Genomic DNA, 23,085 nt, shown 5'->3' with positions numbered 1-23,085 from the left:
CCGCCCCAAGTCATAAAGCCCGGCCCGGTGAAGTACCGCGTCGAAATTTGTCCCGAAGGTTACATCGTCGTAATCCCGCGCTAACGCGCCTTTTGGAGAATGTCATGAAAAAACCCCTGCCCGAGCGTATGGAAATCCTCGAAGCGCTCGTCGCCGACACCGGCCTCGCCGACGAACTCACGGCGAAACAACGAGCGAAGCTCGATGCGCGCCGCGCCGAACTGGCGCACGAACTGAAGTCGTTGCCGGACCGGAAACGCGAACGGTCGGCATTGACCAATGAGGCCGAACGCGCGGCTGTTGCCTTCGCTGCGGCGAAAGCTGCATGCTACGAAGCTGAAAAGTTGATGCTTGAAACGCGCGGTCGCCTCGCGGTTTGGACGATGGCCGATAGCGGCGCGCGCGAACGCATCCTGACCGAACTGGAACGCACCGCGCCGCCCGAAGTCGGCGAGGCGCTCGACGAATTGTCGAGCGCGGATGATTTGTTGCGCGCCGCAGTTCGGACCGACGTATTCACGGAGAAAAACTGGCTGGGCGCTCGCGTCGGCAACGTCACGACGAACATGCCCCAAATCAAGGCAGCGCGCGCGAAAATCGCCGAGGCACAACGCAACGTTCGCGCACTTGTTCATGACGGTTCCATTTCAAGCGAGGAACTGGTATCGCGGGCGCGGATGCTCGTAGATGCGGCGCTGGAACCGCTGTTCAGCTTCGTGCCGCGTCAGAAGTGGGAAACGCGCCGTTCGCGCCCCCACGCCGACCTGTTGGTCGAGGTAGCGCCTTATCAAAGCTAAGCGTGCGTTCGGCGGCGTGCATAAGCGGCGTGTGCCGTTGCTGCATGTCGCCTGCCGCCTGCCGTTCAACAAGCGCAGTCAAGCAAATTGCTATGCAGCAACTTGAGCGGGGCCGACAGCATCCGCAGCAGCTACTTCCGCCTTGATAGCGGCGATTTTGTCGCGAAGCGGAGCATGAACGAGCGCTGCCGATGGGGTATCTGTCAAGCGCATCGGGTTGTGTCCCGCCTGTTGAATGGCTGTTAAGACATGTGACAGAAGTCGCTTACCTTTGACATGCTCGAATTTCACGCCATCGACCAGCATATCCGTTGCAGATGGAACGCCGTTCATTTTCTTCAACGCGGTGTCCTTAAGGCTAGTTCTTTTCTGTGCAAATTCAGCGGCAAATACTGCGCTATTTGCAGTCATCACTGCAGCCAAGATTGCTTCAGCGTCGCCTTGAGAGATTGCATAGACAGCCGCAATGTGTTCGGCTTTTAAGAAGGTGTGTTCAATGTCCGTCAACGGAGTAATAAAAGCCGTCGCTCGATCCGGAAGTTTTTTTGATTCTTGCTCCAACCACCAAGTTTTTTCCGCATCGGTCATACAATCGCCATCACGATGCACTAAGACGTGGGTATTATCTCCTTGCCTTGTGAAGTAGTCAGCGACAGGAACGGCCGCCGCCAAGTTATTAACGCCATGTAGCGGCTGGAGAAAGTACTCGTCTTCGTTTAATCCGTTTGCACTCAGAAAAACTTTCAGCCTTGCGACTTTCGTATCCTCCGTTAGGACGACGATTCGTCTCTGGCCTGCGTGGAGAAGCTCAAAACTGTCTAGTGCGCCAAGGTCAAGGAGCACGGAGAGGTTACTCCTCTCTGCACCTTCCTGCTTTCCGCCTCCTTTCAGCCAAACTATCTGAGTCGCTTCATCCCGTGCAAGGGCGTCGAACATGTGACGACTGTGTGTTGCTAAAATTACCTTTGTTCTACCGACCTCAGCGATTTTCTGAAGGGTCAATGCAAGGAGCTTCTGATTCGAAGGATGCAAGTGAGCGTCGGGTTCGTCTAATAGTAAGAGCGCCGGGTCGTACGCCGTCACATAGGCCACTAACTGGATCGCTTGCAGCACCCCGGTGCCAACCATTTCGAGCGGCACCGTTCTGCCATCATGGTGAACCGAGATATCGATGTACAGATGGGCTTCCGGATCAAAAGCAGTAGAAATCGTGAGGCCGGGAAAGACGGACGCGATTACCTCATGAAAGCGGGTCAGCTTATCATTATCCTCGCAAATTCGGTAAAGAACATTTCGAAGATAAACATTCGAGTCGCCTTGGGCTATCCCGTTTGCAACGATCGATGGCGTCCTCAACTCTTCACGCAACGGCACTCCGGCCAGCCCGGGGACAAAGACAGAAAAAGGTTGGCTACGGTTTGCGGCACGAAAGAAGAAGGTGCTTTCATCTTCAAATGTGATGGCAATGTTCGCATTCTTCCCGCGACGCAACTTCAACTTAAATTGTTGATGCCCATCTGCACCGGCATCGGTATAGGTGAACGTAAATTCCGGACCGGACTTCGACGTAATCGGGCCACCATGATTCAGTTTAATGAGATCGCCCGTTGGCTTGTAGATGAATTGATCAAAGCCGAGGGTATTCATCGGCTTTCCTCCGTCGGCCGACAGGCGCGCCGATTGCAGAACCGTAATGCCAAAATGGATAGCCTGAAGGAGGGAGGATTTTCCGGAATTGTTCCCTCCGACCAATACAGTCATGGACGGAGTGAGAAGCTCTATTTTCTCCAGGCGCTTAAATCCAAGAACTTCTACGGCTTGTAATTCCATTTTCGCGCCCCTTTTTGCCACGTTTGTAGTCCGGTAGAGGATTGTACCGTTGGAAGCGTGGCAACCGCTCTGATGTGACGCAATAGCACAGAGCTATAGCTGGCTTACGTCCTATGACCGTGATGGTCGGCTGCTCGGCCCGGAGCCGTCATTCGAATAGCCGCATGACGACGGAGTGCGCGCCGGTGTTTTGCCTTGACCCGACGCGGGCGGACCGTGCTGAAGGGCTTTGCGGGGCACCCACAAGGCCGTATAAGGATAGGGAGGGGGTAGCCAATCTCTAGCGCGACTGCACCGGTGATCGTGGCGCAACGCGAATTTTTGCAACGCCAGCGCCAAAACCATTTTTCGGGAGCGAATCATGCCGCAGAAATCGAACGCCGCGAAGGCGCTTTCGGGTACGTTGCGTGCCGACCGGCTTAAGGGCATCGCGGCCGATCAATTGACCGTCGCGCCGCCACCGCCTGACGGCATGTCATCGCGTGCGGCTGCGGAATGGGTCCGCGTCGCGCCGCTCGTCGTGAGCTTAGGTCTATTGAGCGCGTCCGACCTACGCGCGCTCGAACTGCTTGCCGAAACTTTGGCAACGGAGGCGCAGTTGCGCGAGACGCTGGACCGTGAAGGGTTGACGATTGCGACCGGGACGGGCGGAAGCAAGGCACATCCGGCGCTGCGCGCGTTGAGCGATGCGCGCGCCCAAGCGGCCCGGCTACTGGATGCGTTCGGCCTGAGTCCGCGCGGACGGCAAGCTATCGACGCGCCGCCGCCATTGCCCGCTGAAAATCCCTATGCCGCGTTCGTGAAGTCGGTTCGACCGCAACGTTGAGCGAACTAGGTTCCGGATTGGTTCCGGCCATCCGCAGAAGCAAAAAGCCCGGCCATAAAAATCGGGCTAACGCATTGATTCCATTGGCCCGCCCTACACGATTCGAACGTGTGACCTACGGCTTAGAAGGCCGTTGCTCTATCCAGCTGAGCTAAGGGCGGTCGGGGAGAAAAGACACGGCCTGCACGAGCCGCATCTGACGCAAGACTTCGAGCACCGGCAAAACCGGCAAACCACAAACCGGACTCGAAGCCCCGAAACAAAACGGGCCCGGCATGAAGCCGAGCCCGAAATTATACCCGATCATCGCGTCACATCATGCGAGACCGGCCAACGCAGCCTCAGACCGGCTGCGGATGCATCATGAACCAGCCGAGGCAGAACACGCCGGCGATCACGCAATACACGCCGAACGAAGCCAGCCGGCCACGCCCTTCGAAATAGCGCATCAGGAACCGCACGCTCAGGTACGCGGCGATCGCCGTCAGCACGCCGCCGAGCAGCGCATCGGCGAGCTGGTCGCGCGCATGGAACAGCTTCGGCAGTTCGAGCACGCCCGCCGCAAAGATGATCGGCGTACCGAGCAGGAACGAGAATTCCGCGGCCTTCTCCGCCGTCAGGCCCGCCGCATTGCCGGCGATCATCGTCAGCCCGCTGCGCGAGAAGCCCGGAATCAGCGCGCCGATCTGCGCGAGACCCACGAAAAACGCCTGCTTGAACGTCATCTTTTCGGGTGCCTGATGCGCGCGGCTACGCTGGATGCGATCGCCGAGCCACAGCAGCACGCCGTTCACGATCAGCGCGATCGCGACGATCCGCAGGTCGTGGAACACGCGTTCGATGCGCTTCTCGAGAAGCAGCCCGACGATGCCGGTCGGGATCGTACCGATGATGAGCGCCCACATCAGGTGACCGTCGTCGTTCTTGCGGCCGCCGAGCTGCGCGAAGAAGCCGCCGATCAGCGCGATCCAGCGCGCGCGGAAGTACCACAGCAGCGCCAGCGCGGTGCCGAGGTGCAGCGCAACGAGGAACGGCAGCAGTTGCGGTGCGTGCTTGTCGATGTGCATGCCGAACAGCGCCGGCACGAGCAGCGTATGGCCAAGGCTGCTGACGGGAAAGAGTTCGGTGACGCCCTGCAGGACGCTCAGGAATACCAGAAACCAGAGACTCACGCGTCGGTCCTTTTAATGAAGATTGAGCGGGAAGAGAAGCGGACGACGCGATGCGCGTCCGAAAAAACGCGCCCCGATTATGCCGAGCCCGGATTACTGCGCCAAGGCATTTGGCGGGATATTGCGGCAATGCACACAAACGCTTGCAACTTGTAAGCGCCCGGAAAGCAAAAAGCCCGCCATTTGCATGGCGGGCCTTTCGATTTCGGCAGGAATTGCCGTCAGCGGCCGAGCTGATAGAAAAATAATACCGTGCTGCCCGTGAACATGCCGAACAGTGCGAGTCCCATTGCCATTGCCAGATCCATGGCCCCCTCCACGAAGTGTCATGACCCGGCAACCTCACCGGTTTAGAGGCATTATCCCGACCGTTGACGGTCTTAAAAACTCGCGATTTCCCGAGAAGGGTTTTCCCCAAGCCGCCGCGGCCCGATAATGGAGCGCGCCGTTCCCGTTCACCCGCTCAACCCGATTCGCCATGCCGACCTTCCAGCAACACGACATTCACGAACTTCACGCCGGCCCGTCGCTCGTCCGGGTCGCTCCGCAATTCGGCGGCCGCCTGCTGTCATGGGATGTCGACGGCGAACCGGTCATCTTCTGGCCGGAAACGGCCGACTGGAGCAACCTCGCGCGCGTGCGCGGCGGCAACCCGCTGCTGTTCCCGTTCCTCGGCCGTCACCGCGTCGACGGCGAGCTCGGCCGCTGGCGCGACGCCGCCGGCGTGGTGCGCGACCTGCCGATGCACGGCTTCGCGCGCGACCTGCCGTTCGCCGCGCAACCGTCGGCCGACGGCGCCGCGTTGTCGATGACGCTCGACGCGACCGACGCACTGCGCGCGAGCTACCCGTTCGATTTCCGGTTCGAAACGACCTACCGGCTGGCCGACTCGCGCACGCTCGAAGTCGCGCTGACGACGACCAATCGCGGCGACACGCCGCTGCCCTACTACGCCGGTCACCATTTCTATTTCGCGCTGCCGCACGGCGAACGCGCGGAAACCACGCTCGAACTGCCGCCCACGCATCGCTGCGCGCAGCAGCCGGACGGTTCGATCAGCCCGCCCGAGCCGGGCGAAGCGCGCTATCGCCTCGACAACCAAGATATTCTCGACCGCTTCCACTGCCTCGACGGCGTGCCGGCCACGCCGGTGCGCATCGTGATGCCGGGCCGGCGCCGCACGATCGAGATCGCGCTCGACGTGCCGGGCTCGATCCCGTGGTACGCGGTCACGACCTGGACCGAAAAGCCGGATTCCGACTTCTATTGCGTCGAACCGTGGCTCGGCCTGCCGGATGCGATCCACAACGGCCTCGGGCTGCGCATGCTCGCGCCGGGCGCGACCGAAACGGCCACGCTGCGGATTCGCGTCCTCCCGCTCGCCGGCTGAAACGTGGGCCGAGACGCCGGCCACGCGGGCTGAGACGCTGGCCGAACCGGCGTCCGACGGCCCCCGGCAACGGCACAAACTGCGGTGCGCGGGTCGAACCCGTTAAAATCGGACGTTTTGTATTGCCTGCCGCGTCACGAGCGGCAGGGTCTTGCGAGGTTCAATGTTCGGAACAACAACGAAGCGACTCTTCGCAGCCGCCTGCGCTGCCCTGCTCGTCGCGTGCGGCTCCGCGCCCGTCGGCCCCGGGTTCTATCGCGTCGAACGCGGCGATACGCTCTACAAGATCGCGCGCGACAACCGCACGTCGGTATCGAACATCGTGCGCTGGAACCAGATGACGAACCCCGATGCGATCGAAGTCGGCCAGGTGCTGCGCGTCGCGCCGCCGCCCGGCACGACCACCGCATCGACGCCGTCGACCACCGGCACCGGCAGTGCCGGCCGGGCCCGCCCCGCGCCTTCCGCACCGGTTGAATCGGCCGTCAAGCCGGCCACGAGCATCGCGCTGATCTGGCCGGCGGCCGGCAACGTGGTCCGCACGTTCGACGGCTCGAAATCGAAGGGGATCGACATCGCGAACTCGCCGGGTACACCGGTGGTCGCGGCCGCGCCGGGTGTGGTGGTCTACGCGGGTAACGGGCTGCGCGGCTACGGCAACCTGATCATCCTCAAGCACAACGCCGACTACCTGACCGCCTACGCGCACAACCGTGCGCTGCTGGTGAAGGAAGGCCAGTCGGTCACGCAGGGGCAATCGATCGCCGAGATGGGCAACAGCGACAGCGATCGCGTCGCGCTGCATTTCGAATTGCGCTACGGCGGCCGGTCGATCGACCCGTCACGCTACCTGCCGGCGCGCTGAGCGCCCGACGGACGACACGCGACGCCGGCACGCATCGCGTGCCGTCGCGGTGAAAATCGGGAAAGGTGATGTCAGCGCTTGCGCAGACGTCCGGTGAAACGGCCGGACAACGGATCGACGCGACAAGCGAACGCTACCAGCACGCCGATTCCGATCAGGCTGAACCCCGCAGCTATCAGAAGCAAATCCATGGTCACACACTGATTTTTAAGTGATCTTATGCGTCATTGCGGAATCGTGCACTGAGCCGCAGCAATTGGACGAGTGCGAGGATTCCCTACCCTCAGGCGTCATTGTGGATTCCCCTGCGTGAAACCCTGATGTAAGCCGTTCGCCTGACACCACGCCGCCACCCAGGAGACACTGCGATGCTGCCCGCCGCCGACCGCTACGACGACCTGCTCTCCCGCTTCGCGTGGGACGTTCCGGCCCGCTACAACATCGGCGTGGACGTCTGCGACAAATGGGCGGACGGCAGCGGACGCCTCGCGCTGATCCACGAAACGGCGCAAGGCGACGTGTCCCGCATCACGTTCGACGACCTGAGGAATGCCTCTAACCGGCTCGCGAACAGCTTCGTGCGCGCCGGCCTGCGGCGCGGCGACCGCATCGGCATCTTTCTCGCGCAGGGCCCCGAAACGGCCATCGCGCACCTCGCCGCGTACAAGCTCGGCGCCATCGCGGTGCCGCTCTTCACGTTGTTCGGCGTCGATGCGCTCGAATACCGGCTCGCGAACAGCGAGGCGGCCGCGCTCGTTACCGATGCGGCCGGCTACGCGAAAATCGCATCGCTGCGCGCGCAGCTGCCGGCACTGCACACCATCTATTGCATCGGCGACGATGCGCCCGACGCTCCCGGCGTGCTGCGCTACGACGCGGCGCTCGCCGCCGAGACGCCCGACTTCGTGCCGGCCGATACGGCCGCCGACGATCCGGCGCTCATCATCTATACGTCCGGCACGACGGGCAAGCCGAAAGGCGCGCTGCACGCGCATCGCGTGCTACTTGGCCACCTGCCGGGCGTCGAGATGTCGCAGCAGTGCTTCCCGCGCGGCGCGCGCCTGTTCTGGACACCCGCCGACTGGGCATGGATCGGCGGCCTGCTCGACGTGCTGCTTCCGTCGTGGCATCACGGTGTGCCCGTGCTCGCCCGCCGCTTCGAGAAATTCGACGGCGACGCCGCGTTCGCGCTGATGGCCCGGCACGGCGTCACCCACGCGTTCCTGCCGCCCACCGCGCTGAAGCTGATGCGCACCGTCCCGGCACCGCGCGAACGCTACGCGCTGTCGCTGAAATCGGTCGCGAGCGGCGGGGAGACGCTCGGCACCGAACTGACGGCCTGGGGACGCGACGCGCTCGGCGTGACGATCAACGAGTTCTACGGGCAAACCGAGTGCAACATGGTGCTGTCGTCGTGCGCGGCGCTGTTCGACGCGCAGCCCGGCGCAATCGGCAAGGCGGTGCCCGGCCATGCGGTCGCGATCGTCGACGCGGACGGCACGCCGCTGCCGCCCGGCGTCGAAGGGCGCATCGCGGTGCGCCGCCCCGATCCGGTGATGTTCCTCGAGTACTGGCGCAACGCCGACGCGACCCGCGACAAGTTCGCGGGCGACTACCTGCTCACCGGCGATACAGGCATGATCGACGCCGACGGTTTCGTCCGCTTCGTCGGCCGCGACGACGACGTGATCACGAGCGCCGGCTACCGGATCGGCCCGGGCCCGATCGAGGACTGCCTGCTCACGCATCCGGCGGTGCGGATGGCGGCCGTCGTCGGCGTGCCCGACGCGACGCGTACCGAGATCGTCAAGGCGTTCATCGTGCTGAATCCCGGTCACGCCGGCGACGATGCGCTCGTTCAGGCACTGCAGGCGCACGTGCGCACGCGCCTCGCCGCCCACGAGTATCCGCGCGCGATCGCGTTCGTCGACAGCCTGCCGATGACCGCGACCGGCAAGATCGTGCGCCGCGCGCTGCGCGACGCGTAAGCGGGCCGCCACCCGCGCCGCCCGCCCGGCCGGATGGTTTATAGTGGCGCCACCACGCAGTCTTTCCAAGAAAACGATGTCCTCTGATCACCACGCCGCCGCGGGCGCGTCGCACAGCCCGCTCTACGCCAAACTCCTCGGCGAAACCGCCAAGATCGACTGGTGCGATCTCGAACGCTTCTTCGCGCAGGGCAAGCTGCTGTCCGTTGCGCGCGACCTCGATCTCGTCAGCGTCGCGGAAGCGGTTGCCGACGACGACGCCGAACAGGTCACGCGCTGGCTGTCCGCGGGCCTCGTCGCGCGCATGCCGGCCGAAACCGCCGCCGATTACGCGGCGCGCAACCCGGAGCTGTGGGCAGTCGTCGTCTCGCCGTGGGTCTGCGTGCAGGAACGCGCCTGACGCGTCCGCCATGTCCGAATCCGCGTTACCGCACGGGGCCGGCACGGGCTCGGCCACCGTCACGCACCGGCGCGTCCTCGCGCTCGCGTTTCCGATCGTCCTGGCGAACCTGACCCAGCCGATCCTCGGCGCCGTCGACACGGCCGTCGCCGGCCACCTCGACGGCGCGCAGTATCTCGGCGGCGTCGCGCTCGGCGGGCTGTTCTTCAATTTCGTGTTCTGGGGATTCGGTTTCCTGCGAATGGGGACGACCGGCCTCGTCGCGCAGGCGCACGGTGCCGGCGACACCACCGGGATCCGCCTGAACGTGCTGCGCGCGTTGATCGTCGCGTTCGCGCTCGGCGCCGCGGTGCTGGCGCTGCAGGTGCCGCTGCTGTCGTTTGCGCTGTCGGCGCTCGGCGGCAGCGATGCCGTCCGCGCGACGGCACTGTCCTACAGCCACGCGCGGATCTGGAGCGCACCGTTCGCGCTCGCGAACTACGTCGTGCTCGGCTACCTGCTCGGGGTGCAGCGCGTGCGGCTCGCGCTCGTCGCGCAGGTGTTCATCAATGCGGTCAACATCGGCGCCGTCCTGCTCTACGTGTATGGCTTCGGCTGGGGCATTGCCGGCATCGGCGCCGCGACGGCCACGGCAGACGCATGCGGCTTCGCGCTCGGCGCATGGATGCTGTGGCGGCTACGGCCGCGCGGCCTTGCGCCGATCGCGGTACGTGCACTCGCCGACCGCGTCGCACTCAAGCGGCTGATCGCGCTCAATCGCGACATCTTCCTGCGCACGCTGTGCCTGCTCGGCGCATTCGGCTGGTTCGCGCACCTCGGTGCGAAACAGGGCGATGCGACGCTCGCGGCAAACGCGCTGCTGCTGAATTTCCAGACGTTCATGGCGTACGGCCTCGACGGCTTCGCGCATGCGGCCGAGGCACTCGTCGGCGCGGCGGCCGGCGCACGCGACCGCGGTGCCTTCCGGCAGGCCGTGCGCGTCACCCTGCTCTGGTCGGCGCTCGGCGCGCTGCTGTTCGCGCTGGTGTACTGGGCCGCCGGCGGCTGGATCGTCGCGCGCCTGACCGACCAGGCCGAGATCCGCGAGGTTGCGCTGCGCTACCTGCCGTGGGCCGCGATTTCGCCGATCGTGTCGGTCTGGGGCTTCCTGCTCGACGGCGTCTTCATCGGTGCGACGCAGACACAATCGCTGATGCGCGCAATGGTCGCGTCGCTCTCGATCTTCGTTGTCGCCGCACTCGCCGCCGTCGGCACCTTCGGCAATCACGGCCTCTGGTTCGCGCTGCTGCTGTTCATGGCCGCGCGCGGCGCGACGCTGGCGCGCTACCTGCCGGGGCTGTTGCGGCGCATCGGCACCGATACACCCGCGGCCCGCGCCTGATGGCGCGCCGAACCGGCCCTAAGCGGGTCCGAGCGGCCTTAAACATCCGTTACCGCGCCGGTTTGGGCGGCGGTGCATCGAGCATCGTCGGCGGCGTCATGTCGGTCGGCACGCCGTGATAGTCGGCCGGATCTTCCGGCGGATGGCCGCGACGGGCCTGATGAGGATCGCTGGTACAGGCAGCGAGAAAAGATGCGGCCAGCACGGCCAGCATGAAACGGGTCATCGGGTAAGGCTCCGGAAATCGGCGTGCCCATCGCACGCCGGGACCGCGCCGAGTCTAGCGGAAATCCTGCTTCGGAGTCGCGCCGCGCATGTCCTACTATGTACGCATGGCGCTGTGCCGTGGAAAGGAGGCTGCCATGTCGTCTGAGGAAATTGCCGGCCTGATCGGCCTGTTCATCGGCCTGATGGTGTTCGTCGCCCTGTCGTTCTTCGAGTCGCGCGAGTACAAGCGCAGCCATGGCGGCGAAGGGATCATCCATCACTGGATGGCCGAACACCACCTGCTCGACTGGCGGCGCAAGCACTAAGCGCGCCGCTGCCGTCCGGCCCTCCCCCGGGCCGTTCCCGAACGTGCCGTCCCACGGCACGGCGGTGATCGCGTATCGCCGAAATTAACGGGGCCCGATTCACACACGTTGATCAAATGGACGAACGCCGTCGCGCGGCTCATGCCGCACGACGGCGTTCGCGTGCACGCGTCCGAACCCGCAGGCGGGCGCAACGAGGTTCAGAAGGCTCAGCCCAGGAAATGGCGGGCGTAGCGCGCGTTGATGTCGGACAGACGGAACAGCGTCAGGAAATCCGCGCAGTTGAAGTCGGGATCCCAGGCCGGCGCACCGCAGATCTTCGCGCCGAGACGCAGGTAACCCTTGATCAGCGGCGGCGGCGCCACGACGGTGCCCGTCTGCAATTCGTCGACCGGCAGGGCCGTATGCGGGAACGCACGATACTCGGGCGCCGTCAGCGAACCTGCCGACAGCGACTGGTACAGGTTCGCCGCATAGTGACCGCCGTCGGCCATCGACACGCTCGCGCAGCCGAGCATCGTCTCGTAGCCGTTCTGCATCATGTACGTGCCGAGACCGCCCCACAGCGCCATGATGACGGCGCCGCTGCGGTAGTCGCTGTGCACGCACGAGCGGCCGACCTCGACCATCTTGCCGCGCAGGTGCGTGAGGCGCGACAGGTCGAATTCGCCTTCGGCGTACAGGCGGCCGACACGCGCCGCCTGGTGCGGCGGCAGCACGCGATACGTGCCGACGACCTTCAGGGTGTCGAGATCGCGAACCAGCAGGTGGTCGCAGTACGCATCGAACGGATCGACGTCGAGACCGGAGGGGCCGCTGACCTGCGCGCCCATCTCTTCGGCGAACACGCTGTAACGCAGGCGCTGGGCTTCGCGCAATTCGTCTTCCGTACGCGCCCACGCGGCGCGCAGGCGATACTCCGATGTGACGGTTTCAGCAGCGCGCGGCAGGAGGCGCCGCGACGTGTCGAGGGGCAGCGAGGCAAAAGGGAGCGTAGGCGTCGGCAGTTCTCGCATTAGGCTTTCCTGATCGTAAGGAATAGGACGACATGCCCGCCAATGTAGTAATCGGCCGTGACCGTTATGTGGCACGACCGTGTCCTTTCAATGACGTGTCGCCGAATTGACTTTAGCAGAAAGCTTGCGAAACCGTATGACGAAACCCTTCAAAGCGCTTCAGGCGGGCCTCACACCAGGTCGGGCGTCAATACTGCCCGCAGCACGGCCTGCCGGCTACCGTCGCGCGTGCGGCTCGCGAGCCACACGATTCCGCCCTTCTTGACGCTCCAGCTGTCGTCGCCGCCGGCGATCAGTTGCGCAGCGACGCTGCCGAGCGTCGGCTGGTGGCCGACGATCACGACCGTCGGCGCGATGCCGTCCGGCCAGCCGGCCGCCGCCAGCACGTCGTCGACGCTGCCGCCCGGCGCAAGCGCCTCGACCGTCCGGTACTGGTCGGTCAGCGCCTCGACGGTCTGCACGGTGCGGGCCGCCGGGCTCGCGAGGATCACGGTGTTCGTCTCGAGCCGGCCACGCAGCCACTTGGCCATCGCCTGTGCGTCCTTGCGGCCGCGGACGGTCAACTGCCGCGCGAGATCGCTCGTCGCGTAGTCTTCGGCTTCGGCGTGGCGCCACAGGATCAGGTTCATCATGATGTTCTCCTTGCTTCGGCGAGCGGCCCCGCGCCCATGCGTGCGGGCCGGCCGATTACCGTGCGAATTGTCGCAAATTGCGGCTCGTTCGCCGCCGCGGCATTTACCCGCATATAGGGATTGACCGGATCAGCCATTCAAAGATAGAATCTTTGGCTCGTCGGAGCGTAGCGCAGCCTGGTAGCGCATCTGATTTGGGATCAGAGGGTCGAAGGTTCGAATCCTTTCGCTCCGACCACCGGAATCAAGGGGTTACAACACGAAGTGTTGTAACCCCTTTTCCATTTCGGGCCCGTGAAATATCCCGGACAACCGCCGCATTTCGCGCCACGCAGTCACTCGATCCGCACGAGATCACGCGGCGCGAGCGGCAATCGATCGGCAGGCGTGCTTTCCGATGGTCGCCCTTTCGATCCGGAATATCGATAAACCAGATACTTCCCGTCCGTCTCGCCGCCTTCGTTGGGGATGATCACCCACATCTCCCCACGCCCCGAATACAGCCACCGCGGAAGCGCCTTCTCCGCGAAATAGATCCGCTCTTCGACATGCGTGACCGGATTCAGCCGGATTGCGACGCCCTTCAGGTAAGGCGATCCGTAGTTCAGTACGAAGACGAGGGTCTTGCCGACGCACCTCGACAACGCAATCCTGCCCACGAAATCGGCCTCCGGCATGTCAAGGAACGCACGCCCGGTCTTGTGCCCCCGCCGCACGAACAGTGCATCGCCGTCCAACCCATGCGAGCGGGCGTCGAGCGCAATGCGGCTCCCGTCCGCCAGCGGGCAGGAAAGCACCTGACGCAGGCCGCCGACATCATCGATTCCCGGCGTCGCGCCGAACGTCGCTGTCGCCATCGATAAAAGACCGACGGCGAGCGCTTTCATTCGACCGTTACCGGTCAGTTGCGTCGCGAATCGACTCATTGAGATGCAGCATCGCGGGTTATCCACTTCGGTACGCTCGCACGAATCACCTTTTCCCAGGGACAAACCGGCGCCTCAACGGGGCCAACTCGAACCCGTAGCGGTACCATTATCGGCGCCCCAATGCCAAACCGGAGTTTCGTCGACCATGCCGACATCCCTGTCGTCCCTGCAACTGCCCGAAGGCCTCGGCACCATCGGGAATCTGGCTGTCGAGTTCGTCGAGGATGAACGGAAAACATACGAGATGTGGATGCTCGAAACGGATCTACCTTTCGACGAAGCCGTGTCGCGGTTGTCGGCCTTCGTCAAGCGCCATTTCGGCGGTGACGAGCGGGCTTCGTCCGCCGACCGCTTCGGCTTCCGCAGCTGGGCGGCCTCCTGGTCCCGCGAGAGACAGGAGATCTCGGCCCAGCTCACCGGCACCGACGACGGCAGCTCGGGTTACCTCCGCAATGCGTACGACGCGTGAATGAACACACTTGCCGCCCCCTACACCATCCGGACCTCGCATGACAGCCTCCTCGACTGATCGCCCGGCAAAACCGGCGATGAATATCGCGACCGTCATCGCCATGATCATCGGCGCCGCCGTACTCGCTTTCTGCGTCGTGCAGGCCTACCGGACGACGGTCTTCCTTTCGCACGCCTCTCGTGCACCCGGTGTAGTCGTCAAGTCGAGCGGACACCCGACCATACGCTTCGAAACGGCCCAGGGCCAGCGCATCGAGTTCGTGCAGAACGGCGGCATGGACGGTCCGCCCGGAACTGTCGTGCAGGTCGCGTACGACCCTGCCGCGCCCGCGGAAACGGCCCGGGCCGCCACGTTCCTCGCGATATGGGGAGCTGTGCTGTGGGGATTGCCGGCAGGCATCGGCTTTCTTGTCCTGCCGCTGTTCGGCGCCCGGTTCGTGCTCACCGGGCGGTACGGGAACGCGATTAGCCGTTGAGCGGCGACGCACGGATTCATGCGATGCCCGGGCATTCGCGGCAAGTCCGGACGCTTTCGTCGTCGGTCACGCTTGCAAAGGTCACGAATCGAACGAGGTGGCCGGCCCAGCCGCCGCAACCCGGATACGACACTTCCGGGAACACGCGATAATGCGCGTGGACAACCTGCATCAGCGCATGACAAACAATATTCTCAAGACCGCCCTGTGCGCATCGCTGCTCGCGCTTGCGACCGCCGGCACCGCATCGGCCAAGGCACTCGACGACGCACTCGACTGCCACTCGACCGGGCACAAGTTCGTCGCGCCGCTGCTCGCAGCCGGCGATATCCAGTCGGAGCCGATGCACGTCGAATCGAACTCGGTCAATGCATTCCGCACGAGCCACTCGCTGACCGCATACGGCTTCGGCGTCTACGTCGTGCTCGGCTACCAGGCGAACGACCCGATCTTCCGCACCGGCGACGGCACGCCGATCGGCGACTGGGCCTATGGCGTCGTGGTGCGCGGCACGAAAAGCGCGGTGGAGGAAGCCGTGCGCAAGGCCGGCAGCGACGCGACCGTCAGGCAGGCGTTTCCGTTCCTGACCGCGATCGTCTGCTCGTCGGACTGAGCGACCGTCAGGACGATCATGCGGCAATCCTGAGGGCGGCAAGCCAGCCTGCCGCCCGTCCCGGCCCCGCTATCGGCCTTTTACGCGCCCGTATACACCACGCGATACGGGATTCCGACCTTCTCCCATTCCGCCGCCTCCTGGCTGAGGCTGTAGTCGGTCAGCGGGTTCTGCTCGACCCACGCGCTCGGCAGGCGCACTTCATACCCGCCCTTCTTCATCTGCGAAACGGAAATGTCGGGCAGCCCCGCGTCGGTTCGGCGCCGGCACAGCAGCGCCGCGAGCCGCAGGCAGAACAGCAGCGGCCACTCGACTTCGCGGGCCTGCGACAGCTTGCCGAGCTTGCCCGCATGACCGAGCACCAGCGCGGCGAGCCGCGCCTGGTCGGTGCGCGAAAAACCCGGCATGTCCGCGTTGCTCGCGATATAGGCCGAATGCTTGTGATACGCGCTGTGCGAGATCGACAGGCCGATCTCGTGCAACGCGGCCGCCCAGCCGAGGAACATCCGCCCTTCCTCGCGCGCTTCGTCGTCGGCTTCCTCGAGTTCGTCGTAGAAACGCCCCGCCAGCGCGCCGATCCGCTCGGCCTGCGCACGATCGACACCGTAGCGGCGCGTAAAGCCCTCGACGGTCACCGCGCGCATGTCCTCGTGCTGCGTCCGGCCGAGCAGGTCGTACAGCACCCCGAGGCGCAGCGCGCCGTCGGTCGTATCGACGTAGTCGACCCCGAGTTCCTCGAACACCGCGAGCATGATCGCGAGGCCGCCCGCGAGCACCGGTACGCGGTCGGGCTTCAGCGCGATCAGCTTCAGCCGGTTGACGTTCTCCGACTTGATCAGCGCACGCTTCAGGCGCTCGAGGCCGCCGCGCGAAATGCCGTGCGTGATGCCCGGATCGTTGAAGCCGTTCGCCTCGACGAGTTCCGCGAGCGCACGCGCGGTGCCGGACGAACCGATCGCCTGGTCCCAGCCGGCCTTCTTGTACTCGCTCGAAATGATCTGGATCTCGCGCTTGGCCGCGAGTTCGGCCTGCCGCATCGTGTATTCGTCGACGTTGCCGGCGGGGAAGAAGGCGCGGCTGTGGCTCACGCAGCCAATGTAGAGGCTCTCCATCACGATCGGCGTGTAGTGCGAGCCGATGATGAATTCGGTGGAGCCGCCGCCGATGTCGACGACGAGCCGCTTGCCGGCGCTCGCCGGCACCGAGTGCGCGGCGCCCGCGTAGATCAGGCGCGCTTCTTCGCGGCCTGCAATCACTTCGATCGGAAAACCGAGCGCCGCTTCCGCCTCGCCGAGAAACTCGCCCGCGTTCTTCGCGACGCGCAGCGTGTTGGTGGCCACCGCGCGCACATGATCGGGATGGAAATCGCGCAGGCGCTCGCCGAACCGCTTGAGCGCCTCCCAGCCACGCTCCTGCGACGCGCGATCGAGCATCTTGTCGCTCGACAGGCCCGCGGCCAGCCGGACGGGCTCGCGCAGCGCATCGACGGGATAGATCTGGCTGCCCGCCGGCGTTTCCTCGACGCGTCCGACGATCAGCCGGAAGCTGTTCGAGCCGAGATCCACGGCAGCCAGCAAGTGGGGGGTTGTAACCATCAGAGGGGCTCCGTGCGCGTTCGCCCGCGGCGGCCGGTGCGACAGCCTTGGGCGATCAATCAAAGGCGACATTTTAAGCGTGGAACGCTTGCCGTTGCCACGCTTCACGGGCATGCATACTGCTCGTTTGCATATCGTCGAAACATTTATGGGACGAAACGATTACAGCGTAGAATTTCCCGATATAAATACATCATTGTCATCAGCACGTCATCGTACCGTGAGAGTTTCCGAGCGTCCTTTCGAATCATCGCCCGAATCCCCCCCTACTCTGCCGATGTCCGTCCGTTATCCGCTTCTCAATCGTGAACTCGGCATCCTCGGTTTCAACGAGCGCGTGCTGGCCCAGGCAGCCGATCCGCAAGTCCCGTTGCTCGAGCGCCTCCGTTTCATCTGCATCACCAGCAGCAACCTCGACGAATTCTTCGAAGTCCGGATGGCCGGCCTTCAGGAGCAGATCCGCGACAACCCCGGCGCCCTGACGCCCGACGGCATGTCGTTACAACATGCTTACGATCTCGTGGTCGAACGCGCGCAGCGGCTCGTTCATCGACAGTACACGATGCTGCACGAAACCGTGCTGCCCGCGCTCGAGCAGGAAGGCATCTACTTCCATGCGAGCGACACGTGGAACGACGAGCAGCTCGAATGGGCGCGGCACTACTTCCTCGACGAGCTGCTGCCCGTGCTGACGCCGATCGGCCTCGATCCCGCCCACCCGTTCCCGCGCGTGCTGAACAAGAGCCTGAACTTCGTCGTCGAGCTCGAAGGCCGCGACGCATTCGGCCGTCAGGCCGTGATGGGCATCGTGCAGGCGCCGCGCGCGCTGCCGCGCGTCGTACGCATGCCGCACGCGCTGTCGGGCTTCGAGCACGGCTTCGTGCTGCTGAGCTCGTTCATGCAGCGCTTCGTCGGCGAACTCTTCCCGCAACTCGTCGTGAAGAGCTGCAACCAGTTCCGTATCACGCGCAACAGCGAACTGTTCGTCGACGAAGACGAGATCACGAACCTGCGCGTCGCGCTGCAGGGCGAACTGCCCGCGCGCCACCTCGGCAACGCGGTGCGCCTCGAGGTGTCGGCCGACACGCCGCCGCACATCGTGCGACGCCTGCTCGACGAAAGCGAGCTCGGCGACAAGGACTGCTATCGCGTGGCCGGATCGGTGAACCTCGTGCGGCTGATGCAGATTCCCGATCTCGTCGACCGCCCCGACCTGAAGTTCACGCCGTTCACCGCATCGACTCCCGCCGCGATCACGAACGCGCCGACGATGTTCGACGCGATCGACAACGGCGACATCCTGCTGCACCACCCGTACGAGAGCTTCCAGCCGGTGCTCGAACTGCTGCAGCAGGCCGCGAAGGACCCGAGCGTCGTCGCGATCAAGCAGACGATCTACCGCACCGGCACCGATTCGCCGCTGATGGACGCGCTGATGGAAGCCGCGCGCAACGGCAAGGAAGTGACCGTCGTCGTCGAACTGCTCGCGCGCTTCGACGAGGAAACCAACATCAACTGGGCGTCGCAGCTCGAGGCCGTCGGCGCGCATGTCGTGTACGGCGTGGTCGGCCACAAGTGCCACGCGAAGATGATGCTGATCGTGCGGCGCGTCGTGCAGGGCGGCAAGGCGTCGCTGCGCCGCTACGTGCACCTCGGCACCGGCAACTACCATCCGCGGACGGCACGCCTCTACACCGACTTCGGGCTGATGACGGCCGACCAGAAGATCTGCGAGGACGTCCATCACGTGTTCCAGCAACTGACCGGCATCGGCGGCGAACTCACGCTGCACGAGCTGTGGCAGTCGCCGTTCACGCTGCATCCGCGCATCATCGACTCGATCCGCGCGGAGATCGACAATGCGCGTGCCGGCAAGCGCGCGCGCGTCGTCGCGAAGATGAACGCGTTGCTGGAACCGACGGTGATCGCCGCGCTGTACGAAGCGTCGCAGGCCGGCGTCAAGGTCGACCTGATCGTGCGCGGCGTCTGCGCGCTGAAGCCCGGCGTGCCGGGGCTGTCGGAAAACATCACCGTGCGCTCGATCGTCGGCCGCTTCCTCGAGCACCACCGGATCTACTATTTCCACGCGAACGGTGCCGAGGATGTCTATCTGTCGAGCGCCGACTGGATGGACCGCAACCTGTTCCGCCGCGTCGAAGTCGCGTTCCCGATCCGCGATCGCAAGCTCAAGCGGCGCGTGCTGGCCGAAGGGCTGTCGGTGTGCCTCGGCGACAATCAGTCGGCATGGCAGATGCACAGCGACGGCCACTACCGCCGGCGCCGCGCCGGCAAGACGATCCGCAACGCGCAACTCGGGCTGCTCGCGAAGTTCTGCTCGTGAACCGGCAACGCGGCGCGAGTTGCGCGCCGCGCACCACCGTTGCCAACGAAAAAGCGCAGCCCGCGGGCTGCGCTTTTTCGTTGCGGATCCGGCATGCCGCCGCTCGCAAAACGAGCGACGGATGCCGTTACGCGATCATGCCTCGTACGTGGCCGGCCGGATCGCGATGACGCGCGAACCCGGGAACCGCGCGGTGAACGTGCTGCCGCGCCCTTCCTCGCTCTGCACGTACAGGTGTGCGTCATGCCGCTGCAGCACGTGCTTGACGATCGCGAGCCCGAGCCCCGTGCCGCCCGTGTCGCGCGAACGGCTACGGTCGACGCGATAGAAGCGCTCGGTGAGCCGCGGCAGGTCGGCGGCCGGAATCCCGAAGCCGCTGTCCGTGACGGAAAATACGCCTTGCGCGCCTTCGCGCCGCCACGTCACGACGATCTTCCCGCCGTCCGGCGTATAGCGGATCGCGTTCGTGACGAGATTCGCGAATGCGCTGAACAGTTCCGTCTGCGCGCCGGTGACGCCGAGCGTCTCGTCGATCGAGAACGCGATGTCGTGATGTCCGTTCGACAGCGTCTGCGCGTCCTCCTTCAGGTGGTCGAACACGGCGCGCATGTCGATCGCGCGATCGACCGGCGGCTTGCTTTCGCCCTCCAGCTTCGCGAGCACCAGCAGGTCGGTCACGATGTGCCGCATCCGCGATGCCTGCTGCTCCATCATCTCGAGATAGCGCGCGCGGTCTTCCTCGTTCAGCGGCAGCTCGCGCATCGTCTCGAGAAAGCCCGACAGCACGGTGAGCGGCGTCTTCAGTTCGTGCGACACGTTCGCGACGAAGTCGCGCCGCATCGCGTCGGTCCGCTCGAGCTCGGTGATGTCCTGCGTGAGCAGCAGCTTGCGGTTCTCGCCGTACGGAAACACCTGCACTTCCAGCACGTTCTGCCGCGAGTCGCCCATGCCGCGCATCACGAGCGTCTCGTCGTAATGCTGCGCGTTCAGGTAGCGGACGAAATCGGGATGGCGTACCAGGTTGGTGATGTGCTGGCGCAGGTCGCGCTTCGCATCCAGGCCGAAATGAACCTCGGCGATCGCGTTGCACCACTCGATCTGGTCGTGATCGTCGAGCATCGCGACGCCGTTCGGCGACGCCTGGATCGCCTGGATGAAGCGCGAATGCTGCTGCTCGACCTGCCGCACCTGCGCATGCCACTGCTTCGCGAGCTTGTGCAGACGATAGTAGATCTCGCCCCAGATGCCCGGCGCGCTCGGCACTTCACCGTAGACCGGCGCATCGAGCAGCCGCCACAGACGCTGCGTGTGAAAGGTACTGAAAAAGCCCTGCGCGACCAGCATCACGACGACGAACACGAGGCCCGCGGTCGGGCCGGCGAACACGCCGACCAATACGCCGATCAGCACGAGCAGCACGAGCGACACCAGAAAGCGCGCCCAGATGATGTTCATGATTCAGCGCCCGAAAGAATGAACGGCATGCCGTGGCACACGGCAGGCCCGAATACGTTACGCGTGCTTGGCGAGCCGGTAGCCGCTGCCGCGCACGGTCTCGATCATCGCATCGCAACCGGCCGGTTTCAAGGCCGCGCGCAATCGTTTGATGTGCACGTCGACGGTCCGCTCCTCGACGAACACGTGGTCGCCCCACACCTGGTCGAGCAGTTGCGTGCGACTGTGCACGCGCTCCGGATGCGTCATGAAGAAATGCAGCAGGCGGAACTCGGTCGGGCCGAGATCGAGCTTGATCTCGCTGCCTTCCGCATGCGCGGCGACCCGATGCGTGGCCGGGTCGAGGCGCAGCCCGTTGATCGACACGACATCCTCGGTCAGTTGCGGCGCACGACGGCGCAGCACGGCCTTGATCCGCGCCATCAGTTCCTTCGGCGAGAACGGCTTCGTCACGTAGTCGTCCGCGCCGATTTCGAGGCCGAGCACCTTGTCCTGCTCGTCGCCGCGGGCGGTGAGCATGATGATCGGGATGTGCTTGGTCCGTTCGTTGTTGCGCAGGTCGCGCGCGAACGCGATACCGGATTTGCCCGGCAGCATCCAGTCGAGCAGCACGAGATCGGGCAGCACGTCGCTGATCAGGTTCTGCGCCTGTTCGGCGTTGTACGCACGAATCGGGCAGTGACCGGCGTGCTGGAGATTCACCGAGATCAGTTCGGAAATCGCGGGCTCATCTTCAACGACGAGAATGTTGCTGGGCATCGGCACCTCTTTTTTCCCCTGTACGGAGTCGATTAACTGTTGGCTTCGCGATCGAGCGTGTCGCGCGGCTGGTGCCGCACGTCCGTGCCCTTCACGATGTAGATGATGAATTCGGCGATGTTCTTCGCGTGGTCGCCGATCCGCTCGATCGCCTTCGCGATGAACAGGTATTCGAGGCCGACCGAGATCGTGCGCGGATCTTCCTGCATGTACGACACGAGCTTGCGCACGAACGCACGGAATTCCAGGTCGATCTCCTTGTCGTCCTTGACGATCTGCGCGGCGGCCACCGTATCGAGACGCGCGAACGCGTCGAGCGCGCGGCGCAGGATCGTCACGGCCATCTCGCCCGACACCTTGATCTCGGCGATGTTGACCGCACGCGCGGCCGGCTCGTCGACCAGGCGGCGCACGCGTTTGGCGATCTTCTCGGCCTCGTCGCCTGCGCGCTCGAGGTTCGTAATCGTTTTCGAAATCGACATCAAAAGACGCAGGTCACGCGCGGCAGGCTGCCTCCGCGCGATGATGTTGCCGCACTCCTGGTCGATGTCGACTTCCATCGCGTTCAGCGTTTCCTCGGCCGCGATCACCTTCTCGGCCGTATCGCGATCGAACTCGTTCAGCGCGTGCATCGCGCCGACGATCTGCGACTCGACGAGCCCGCCCATTTCCAGCACTTTCGACGACACGGCATTCAGGTCCGCGTCGAACTGGCTCGACAGATGTTTATCCGACATGGCTGTTGTTCTCCGTCATCAACCGAAACGGCCGGTGATGTAGTCTTCCGTTTCCTTGCGCACCGGCTTGATGAAGATCTTTTCGGTCTCGCCGAATTCGATCAGCTCGCCCAGGTACATGTAGGCCGTGAAATCCGAGCAGCGCGCCGCCTGCTGCATGTTGTGCGTGACGATCACGACCGTGTAGTCGCTCTTCAGCTCCGCGATCAGCTCTTCGATGCGGCCGGTCGAGATCGGGTCGAGCGCCGAGCACGGTTCGTCGAGCAGCAGCACTTCCGGACGGATCGCGATGCCGCGCGCGATGCACAGACGCTGCTGCTGGCCGCCCGAGAGGCCGTAGCCGCTCTGGCTCAGCTTGTCCTTCACTTCGTTCCACAGCGCGGCCTTCGTGAGCGCCCACTCGACGCGGTCGTCCATTTCCGAGCGCGTGAGCTTTTCGAACATCTTCACGCCGAACGCGATGTTGTCGTAGATCGACATCGGGAACGGGGTCGGCTTCTGGAACACCATGCCGATACGTGCGCGCAGCAGCGAGATGTCGCGCTTCGTCGTCAGCAGGTTCTCGCCGTCCATCAGGATTTCGCCTTCGGCGCGCTGCTCCGGATAGAGCGCGAACATCTTGTTGAACGTGCGCAGCAGCGTCGACTTGCCGCAACCCGACGGGCCGATGAACGCCGTCACCTTCCCTTCGGGAATGCTCAGGTTGATGTTCTTCAGCGCGTGAAACTTGTTGTAGAAGAAGTTGAGGTTGTTGACCTCGATCTTCGCGTTCAGCGGCTCGAGCGGACGGCCGTGCGCCGCTTCGTGCGTGCCGGCCGGCGCAGCGGTGCGCTCGACAGGATTCAGGTGGCTTTCTGCCATATTCATCGGATTGCTCCG

At 64.4% G+C, this 23,085-nt stretch carries 23 protein-coding genes and 2 tRNA genes; 13 read left to right on the top strand and 12 right to left on the bottom strand.

The window, feature by feature from the left end:
• Positions 1-104 precede the first annotated feature (104 nt).
• Positions 105-797: a hypothetical protein gene (locus APZ15_RS10330; protein WP_034195796.1), complete on the top strand. Its 693-nt coding sequence runs from the start codon at positions 105-107 to the stop codon at positions 795-797.
• Positions 798-887: 90 nt separating this feature from the next.
• Here APZ15_RS10330 and APZ15_RS39090 read toward each other — a convergent pair whose 3' ends face one another.
• A complete protein-coding gene (locus APZ15_RS39090; RefSeq protein WP_080981964.1) occupies positions 888-2,627 on the bottom strand; it encodes an AAA family ATPase in 1,740 nt (579 codons plus the stop codon).
• 361 nt (positions 2,628-2,988) lie between these two features.
• On the opposite strand from APZ15_RS39090, the gene APZ15_RS10320 reads away from it, so the two are divergent.
• Entirely contained in the window at positions 2,989-3,453 is a 465-nt protein-coding gene (locus APZ15_RS10320; protein ID WP_027787855.1) for a phage terminase small subunit P27 family, read from the top strand.
• An 84-nt stretch (positions 3,454-3,537) separates the two neighbouring features.
• On the opposite strand, the gene APZ15_RS10315 is transcribed toward APZ15_RS10320, so the two are convergent.
• Positions 3,538-3,614: transfer RNA gene (locus APZ15_RS10315), tRNA-Arg, on the bottom strand.
• Positions 3,615-3,794: 180 nt separating this feature from the next.
• Complete coding sequence (locus APZ15_RS10310) at positions 3,795-4,625, bottom strand: undecaprenyl-diphosphate phosphatase (protein ID WP_027787856.1); 831 nt, start codon at positions 4,623-4,625, stop codon at positions 3,795-3,797.
• A 478-nt stretch (positions 4,626-5,103) separates the two neighbouring features.
• On the opposite strand from APZ15_RS10310, the gene APZ15_RS10305 reads away from it, so the two are divergent.
• From APZ15_RS10305 to APZ15_RS10285, 5 genes are all read left to right on the top strand, one after another.
• Positions 5,104-6,015, top strand: a complete 912-nt coding sequence (locus tag APZ15_RS10305; RefSeq protein ID WP_027787857.1) for an aldose epimerase family protein — start codon at positions 5,104-5,106, stop codon at positions 6,013-6,015.
• Positions 6,016-6,178: 163 nt separating this feature from the next.
• Entirely contained in the window at positions 6,179-6,880 is a 702-nt protein-coding gene (locus APZ15_RS10300; protein WP_027787858.1) for a peptidoglycan DD-metalloendopeptidase family protein, read from the top strand.
• A gap of 368 nt (positions 6,881-7,248) precedes the next feature.
• Complete coding sequence (locus tag APZ15_RS10295; protein WP_027787859.1) at positions 7,249-8,868, top strand: acyl-CoA synthetase; 1,620 nt, start codon at positions 7,249-7,251, stop codon at positions 8,866-8,868.
• 76 nt (positions 8,869-8,944) lie between these two features.
• Positions 8,945-9,268: a DUF2288 domain-containing protein gene (locus APZ15_RS10290; protein WP_027787860.1), complete on the top strand. Its 324-nt coding sequence runs from the start codon at positions 8,945-8,947 to the stop codon at positions 9,266-9,268.
• A gap of 10 nt (positions 9,269-9,278) precedes the next feature.
• The gene (locus APZ15_RS10285; protein WP_027787861.1) at positions 9,279-10,649 is read left to right on the top strand and encodes an MATE family efflux transporter; all 1,371 of its coding nucleotides are present in this window, start codon (positions 9,279-9,281) and stop codon (positions 10,647-10,649) included.
• 49 nt (positions 10,650-10,698) lie between these two features.
• Here the strand turns inward: APZ15_RS10285 and APZ15_RS41715 are convergent, their stop codons facing one another.
• Positions 10,699-10,875 (bottom strand): hypothetical protein, encoded by a 177-nt coding sequence (locus APZ15_RS41715; RefSeq protein ID WP_088611358.1) that lies wholly within the window; start codon positions 10,873-10,875, stop codon positions 10,699-10,701.
• Between the two features lie 136 nt (positions 10,876-11,011).
• Here APZ15_RS41715 and APZ15_RS41710 point away from each other — a divergent pair, with 136 nt between their 5' ends.
• On the top strand, positions 11,012-11,182 hold the full coding sequence (locus tag APZ15_RS41710) for a hypothetical protein (protein ID WP_162922944.1): 171 nt from the start codon (positions 11,012-11,014) through the stop codon (positions 11,180-11,182).
• 209 nt (positions 11,183-11,391) lie between these two features.
• On the opposite strand, the gene APZ15_RS10280 is transcribed toward APZ15_RS41710, so the two are convergent.
• Together APZ15_RS10280 and sixA are read right to left on the bottom strand one after the other, a co-directional pair.
• A complete protein-coding gene (locus APZ15_RS10280; protein WP_021157266.1) occupies positions 11,392-12,198 on the bottom strand; it encodes a GNAT family N-acetyltransferase in 807 nt (268 codons plus the stop codon).
• A 170-nt stretch (positions 12,199-12,368) separates the two neighbouring features.
• Entirely contained in the window at positions 12,369-12,830 is a 462-nt protein-coding gene (gene sixA / locus APZ15_RS10275) for a phosphohistidine phosphatase SixA (RefSeq protein WP_027787862.1), read from the bottom strand.
• A 161-nt stretch (positions 12,831-12,991) separates the two neighbouring features.
• Here sixA and APZ15_RS10270 point away from each other — a divergent pair.
• Positions 12,992-13,068: transfer RNA gene (locus tag APZ15_RS10270), tRNA-Pro, on the top strand.
• Between the two features lie 97 nt (positions 13,069-13,165).
• Here the strand turns inward: APZ15_RS10270 and APZ15_RS10265 are convergent.
• Positions 13,166-13,717 carry a hypothetical protein gene (locus APZ15_RS10265; RefSeq protein WP_027787863.1) on the bottom strand — a complete coding sequence of 184 codons (552 nt, stop codon included), beginning with the start codon at positions 13,715-13,717 and terminating at the stop codon, positions 13,166-13,168.
• 187 nt (positions 13,718-13,904) lie between these two features.
• Between APZ15_RS10265 and APZ15_RS10260 the strand changes: the two genes are divergently transcribed.
• From APZ15_RS10260 to APZ15_RS10250, 3 genes are all read left to right on the top strand, one after another.
• Positions 13,905-14,228 (top strand): hypothetical protein, encoded by a 324-nt coding sequence (locus APZ15_RS10260; RefSeq protein WP_027787864.1) that lies wholly within the window; start codon positions 13,905-13,907, stop codon positions 14,226-14,228.
• 40 nt (positions 14,229-14,268) lie between these two features.
• Entirely contained in the window at positions 14,269-14,706 is a 438-nt protein-coding gene (locus tag APZ15_RS10255) for a DUF3592 domain-containing protein (RefSeq protein ID WP_080981930.1), read from the top strand.
• A gap of 178 nt (positions 14,707-14,884) precedes the next feature.
• Positions 14,885-15,319 (top strand): hypothetical protein, encoded by a 435-nt coding sequence (locus APZ15_RS10250; RefSeq protein WP_027787865.1) that lies wholly within the window; start codon positions 14,885-14,887, stop codon positions 15,317-15,319.
• 80 nt (positions 15,320-15,399) lie between these two features.
• On the opposite strand, the gene ppx is transcribed toward APZ15_RS10250, so the two are convergent.
• Positions 15,400-16,914: an exopolyphosphatase gene (ppx, locus tag APZ15_RS10245; RefSeq protein ID WP_027787866.1), complete on the bottom strand. Its 1,515-nt coding sequence runs from the start codon at positions 16,912-16,914 to the stop codon at positions 15,400-15,402.
• Between the two features lie 277 nt (positions 16,915-17,191).
• Here ppx and ppk1 point away from each other — a divergent pair, with 277 nt between their 5' ends.
• Entirely contained in the window at positions 17,192-19,255 is a 2,064-nt protein-coding gene (gene ppk1 / locus APZ15_RS10240; protein ID WP_027787867.1) for a polyphosphate kinase 1, read from the top strand.
• 135 nt (positions 19,256-19,390) lie between these two features.
• On the opposite strand, the gene phoR is transcribed toward ppk1, so the two are convergent.
• From phoR to pstB, 4 genes are read right to left on the bottom strand one after another with little or no spacing between them, the layout of a single operon-like run.
• The gene (phoR, locus tag APZ15_RS10235; RefSeq protein ID WP_027787868.1) at positions 19,391-20,710 is read right to left on the bottom strand and encodes a phosphate regulon sensor histidine kinase PhoR; all 1,320 of its coding nucleotides are present in this window, start codon (positions 20,708-20,710) and stop codon (positions 19,391-19,393) included.
• A 57-nt stretch (positions 20,711-20,767) separates the two neighbouring features.
• The gene (gene phoB / locus APZ15_RS10230) at positions 20,768-21,469 is read right to left on the bottom strand and encodes a phosphate regulon transcriptional regulator PhoB (protein ID WP_027787869.1); all 702 of its coding nucleotides are present in this window, start codon (positions 21,467-21,469) and stop codon (positions 20,768-20,770) included.
• Between the two features lie 32 nt (positions 21,470-21,501).
• Positions 21,502-22,206: a phosphate signaling complex protein PhoU gene (gene phoU, locus APZ15_RS10225; RefSeq protein ID WP_027787870.1), complete on the bottom strand. Its 705-nt coding sequence runs from the start codon at positions 22,204-22,206 to the stop codon at positions 21,502-21,504.
• A gap of 18 nt (positions 22,207-22,224) precedes the next feature.
• Positions 22,225-23,073, bottom strand: coding sequence for a phosphate ABC transporter ATP-binding protein PstB (gene pstB, locus APZ15_RS10220; protein WP_027787871.1), 849 nt, complete (start codon positions 23,071-23,073; stop codon positions 22,225-22,227).
• Positions 23,074-23,085 lie beyond the last annotated feature (12 nt).

The sequence above is a fragment of the Burkholderia cepacia ATCC 25416 genome, assembly GCF_001411495.1.
In the GTDB taxonomy this organism is placed as follows: domain Bacteria; phylum Pseudomonadota; class Gammaproteobacteria; order Burkholderiales; family Burkholderiaceae; genus Burkholderia; species Burkholderia cepacia.
This window is presented reverse-complemented; position numbering and strand designations above follow the sequence as displayed.

What these genes read in the sequence shown, in the direction of transcription:
- APZ15_RS10300 (WP_027787858.1), top strand. Translation starts at nt 6,179, where the DNA reads ATGTTCGGAACAACAACGAAGCGACTCTTCGCAGCCGCCTGCGCTGCC.
- phoU (WP_027787870.1), bottom strand. Translation starts at nt 22,206, where the DNA reads ATGTCGGATAAACATCTGTCGAGCCAGTTCGACGCGGACCTGAATGCC.
- APZ15_RS10250 (WP_027787865.1), top strand. Translation starts at nt 14,885, where the DNA reads ATGACAAACAATATTCTCAAGACCGCCCTGTGCGCATCGCTGCTCGCG.
- APZ15_RS10285 (WP_027787861.1), top strand. Translation starts at nt 9,279, where the DNA reads ATGTCCGAATCCGCGTTACCGCACGGGGCCGGCACGGGCTCGGCCACC.
- phoR (WP_027787868.1), bottom strand. Translation starts at nt 20,710, where the DNA reads ATGAACATCATCTGGGCGCGCTTTCTGGTGTCGCTCGTGCTGCTCGTG.
- APZ15_RS39090 (WP_080981964.1), bottom strand. Translation starts at nt 2,627, where the DNA reads ATGGAATTACAAGCCGTAGAAGTTCTTGGATTTAAGCGCCTGGAGAAA.
- APZ15_RS10295 (WP_027787859.1), top strand. Translation starts at nt 7,249, where the DNA reads ATGCTGCCCGCCGCCGACCGCTACGACGACCTGCTCTCCCGCTTCGCG.
- ppk1 (WP_027787867.1), top strand. Translation starts at nt 17,192, where the DNA reads ATGTCCGTCCGTTATCCGCTTCTCAATCGTGAACTCGGCATCCTCGGT.
- APZ15_RS10265 (WP_027787863.1), bottom strand. Translation starts at nt 13,717, where the DNA reads ATGAAAGCGCTCGCCGTCGGTCTTTTATCGATGGCGACAGCGACGTTC.
- APZ15_RS10280 (WP_021157266.1), bottom strand. Translation starts at nt 12,198, where the DNA reads ATGCGAGAACTGCCGACGCCTACGCTCCCTTTTGCCTCGCTGCCCCTC.
- APZ15_RS10260 (WP_027787864.1), top strand. Translation starts at nt 13,905, where the DNA reads ATGCCGACATCCCTGTCGTCCCTGCAACTGCCCGAAGGCCTCGGCACC.
- APZ15_RS41715 (WP_088611358.1), bottom strand. Translation starts at nt 10,875, where the DNA reads ATGACCCGTTTCATGCTGGCCGTGCTGGCCGCATCTTTTCTCGCTGCC.
- pstB (WP_027787871.1), bottom strand. Translation starts at nt 23,073, where the DNA reads ATGAATATGGCAGAAAGCCACCTGAATCCTGTCGAGCGCACCGCTGCG.
- APZ15_RS10320 (WP_027787855.1), top strand. Translation starts at nt 2,989, where the DNA reads ATGCCGCAGAAATCGAACGCCGCGAAGGCGCTTTCGGGTACGTTGCGT.
- APZ15_RS10305 (WP_027787857.1), top strand. Translation starts at nt 5,104, where the DNA reads ATGCCGACCTTCCAGCAACACGACATTCACGAACTTCACGCCGGCCCG.
- APZ15_RS10290 (WP_027787860.1), top strand. Translation starts at nt 8,945, where the DNA reads ATGTCCTCTGATCACCACGCCGCCGCGGGCGCGTCGCACAGCCCGCTC.
- sixA (WP_027787862.1), bottom strand. Translation starts at nt 12,830, where the DNA reads ATGATGAACCTGATCCTGTGGCGCCACGCCGAAGCCGAAGACTACGCG.
- phoB (WP_027787869.1), bottom strand. Translation starts at nt 21,469, where the DNA reads ATGCCCAGCAACATTCTCGTCGTTGAAGATGAGCCCGCGATTTCCGAA.
- APZ15_RS10330 (WP_034195796.1), top strand. Translation starts at nt 105, where the DNA reads ATGAAAAAACCCCTGCCCGAGCGTATGGAAATCCTCGAAGCGCTCGTC.
- APZ15_RS41710 (WP_162922944.1), top strand. Translation starts at nt 11,012, where the DNA reads ATGTCGTCTGAGGAAATTGCCGGCCTGATCGGCCTGTTCATCGGCCTG.
- ppx (WP_027787866.1), bottom strand. Translation starts at nt 16,914, where the DNA reads ATGGTTACAACCCCCCACTTGCTGGCTGCCGTGGATCTCGGCTCGAAC.
- APZ15_RS10255 (WP_080981930.1), top strand. Translation starts at nt 14,269, where the DNA reads ATGACAGCCTCCTCGACTGATCGCCCGGCAAAACCGGCGATGAATATC.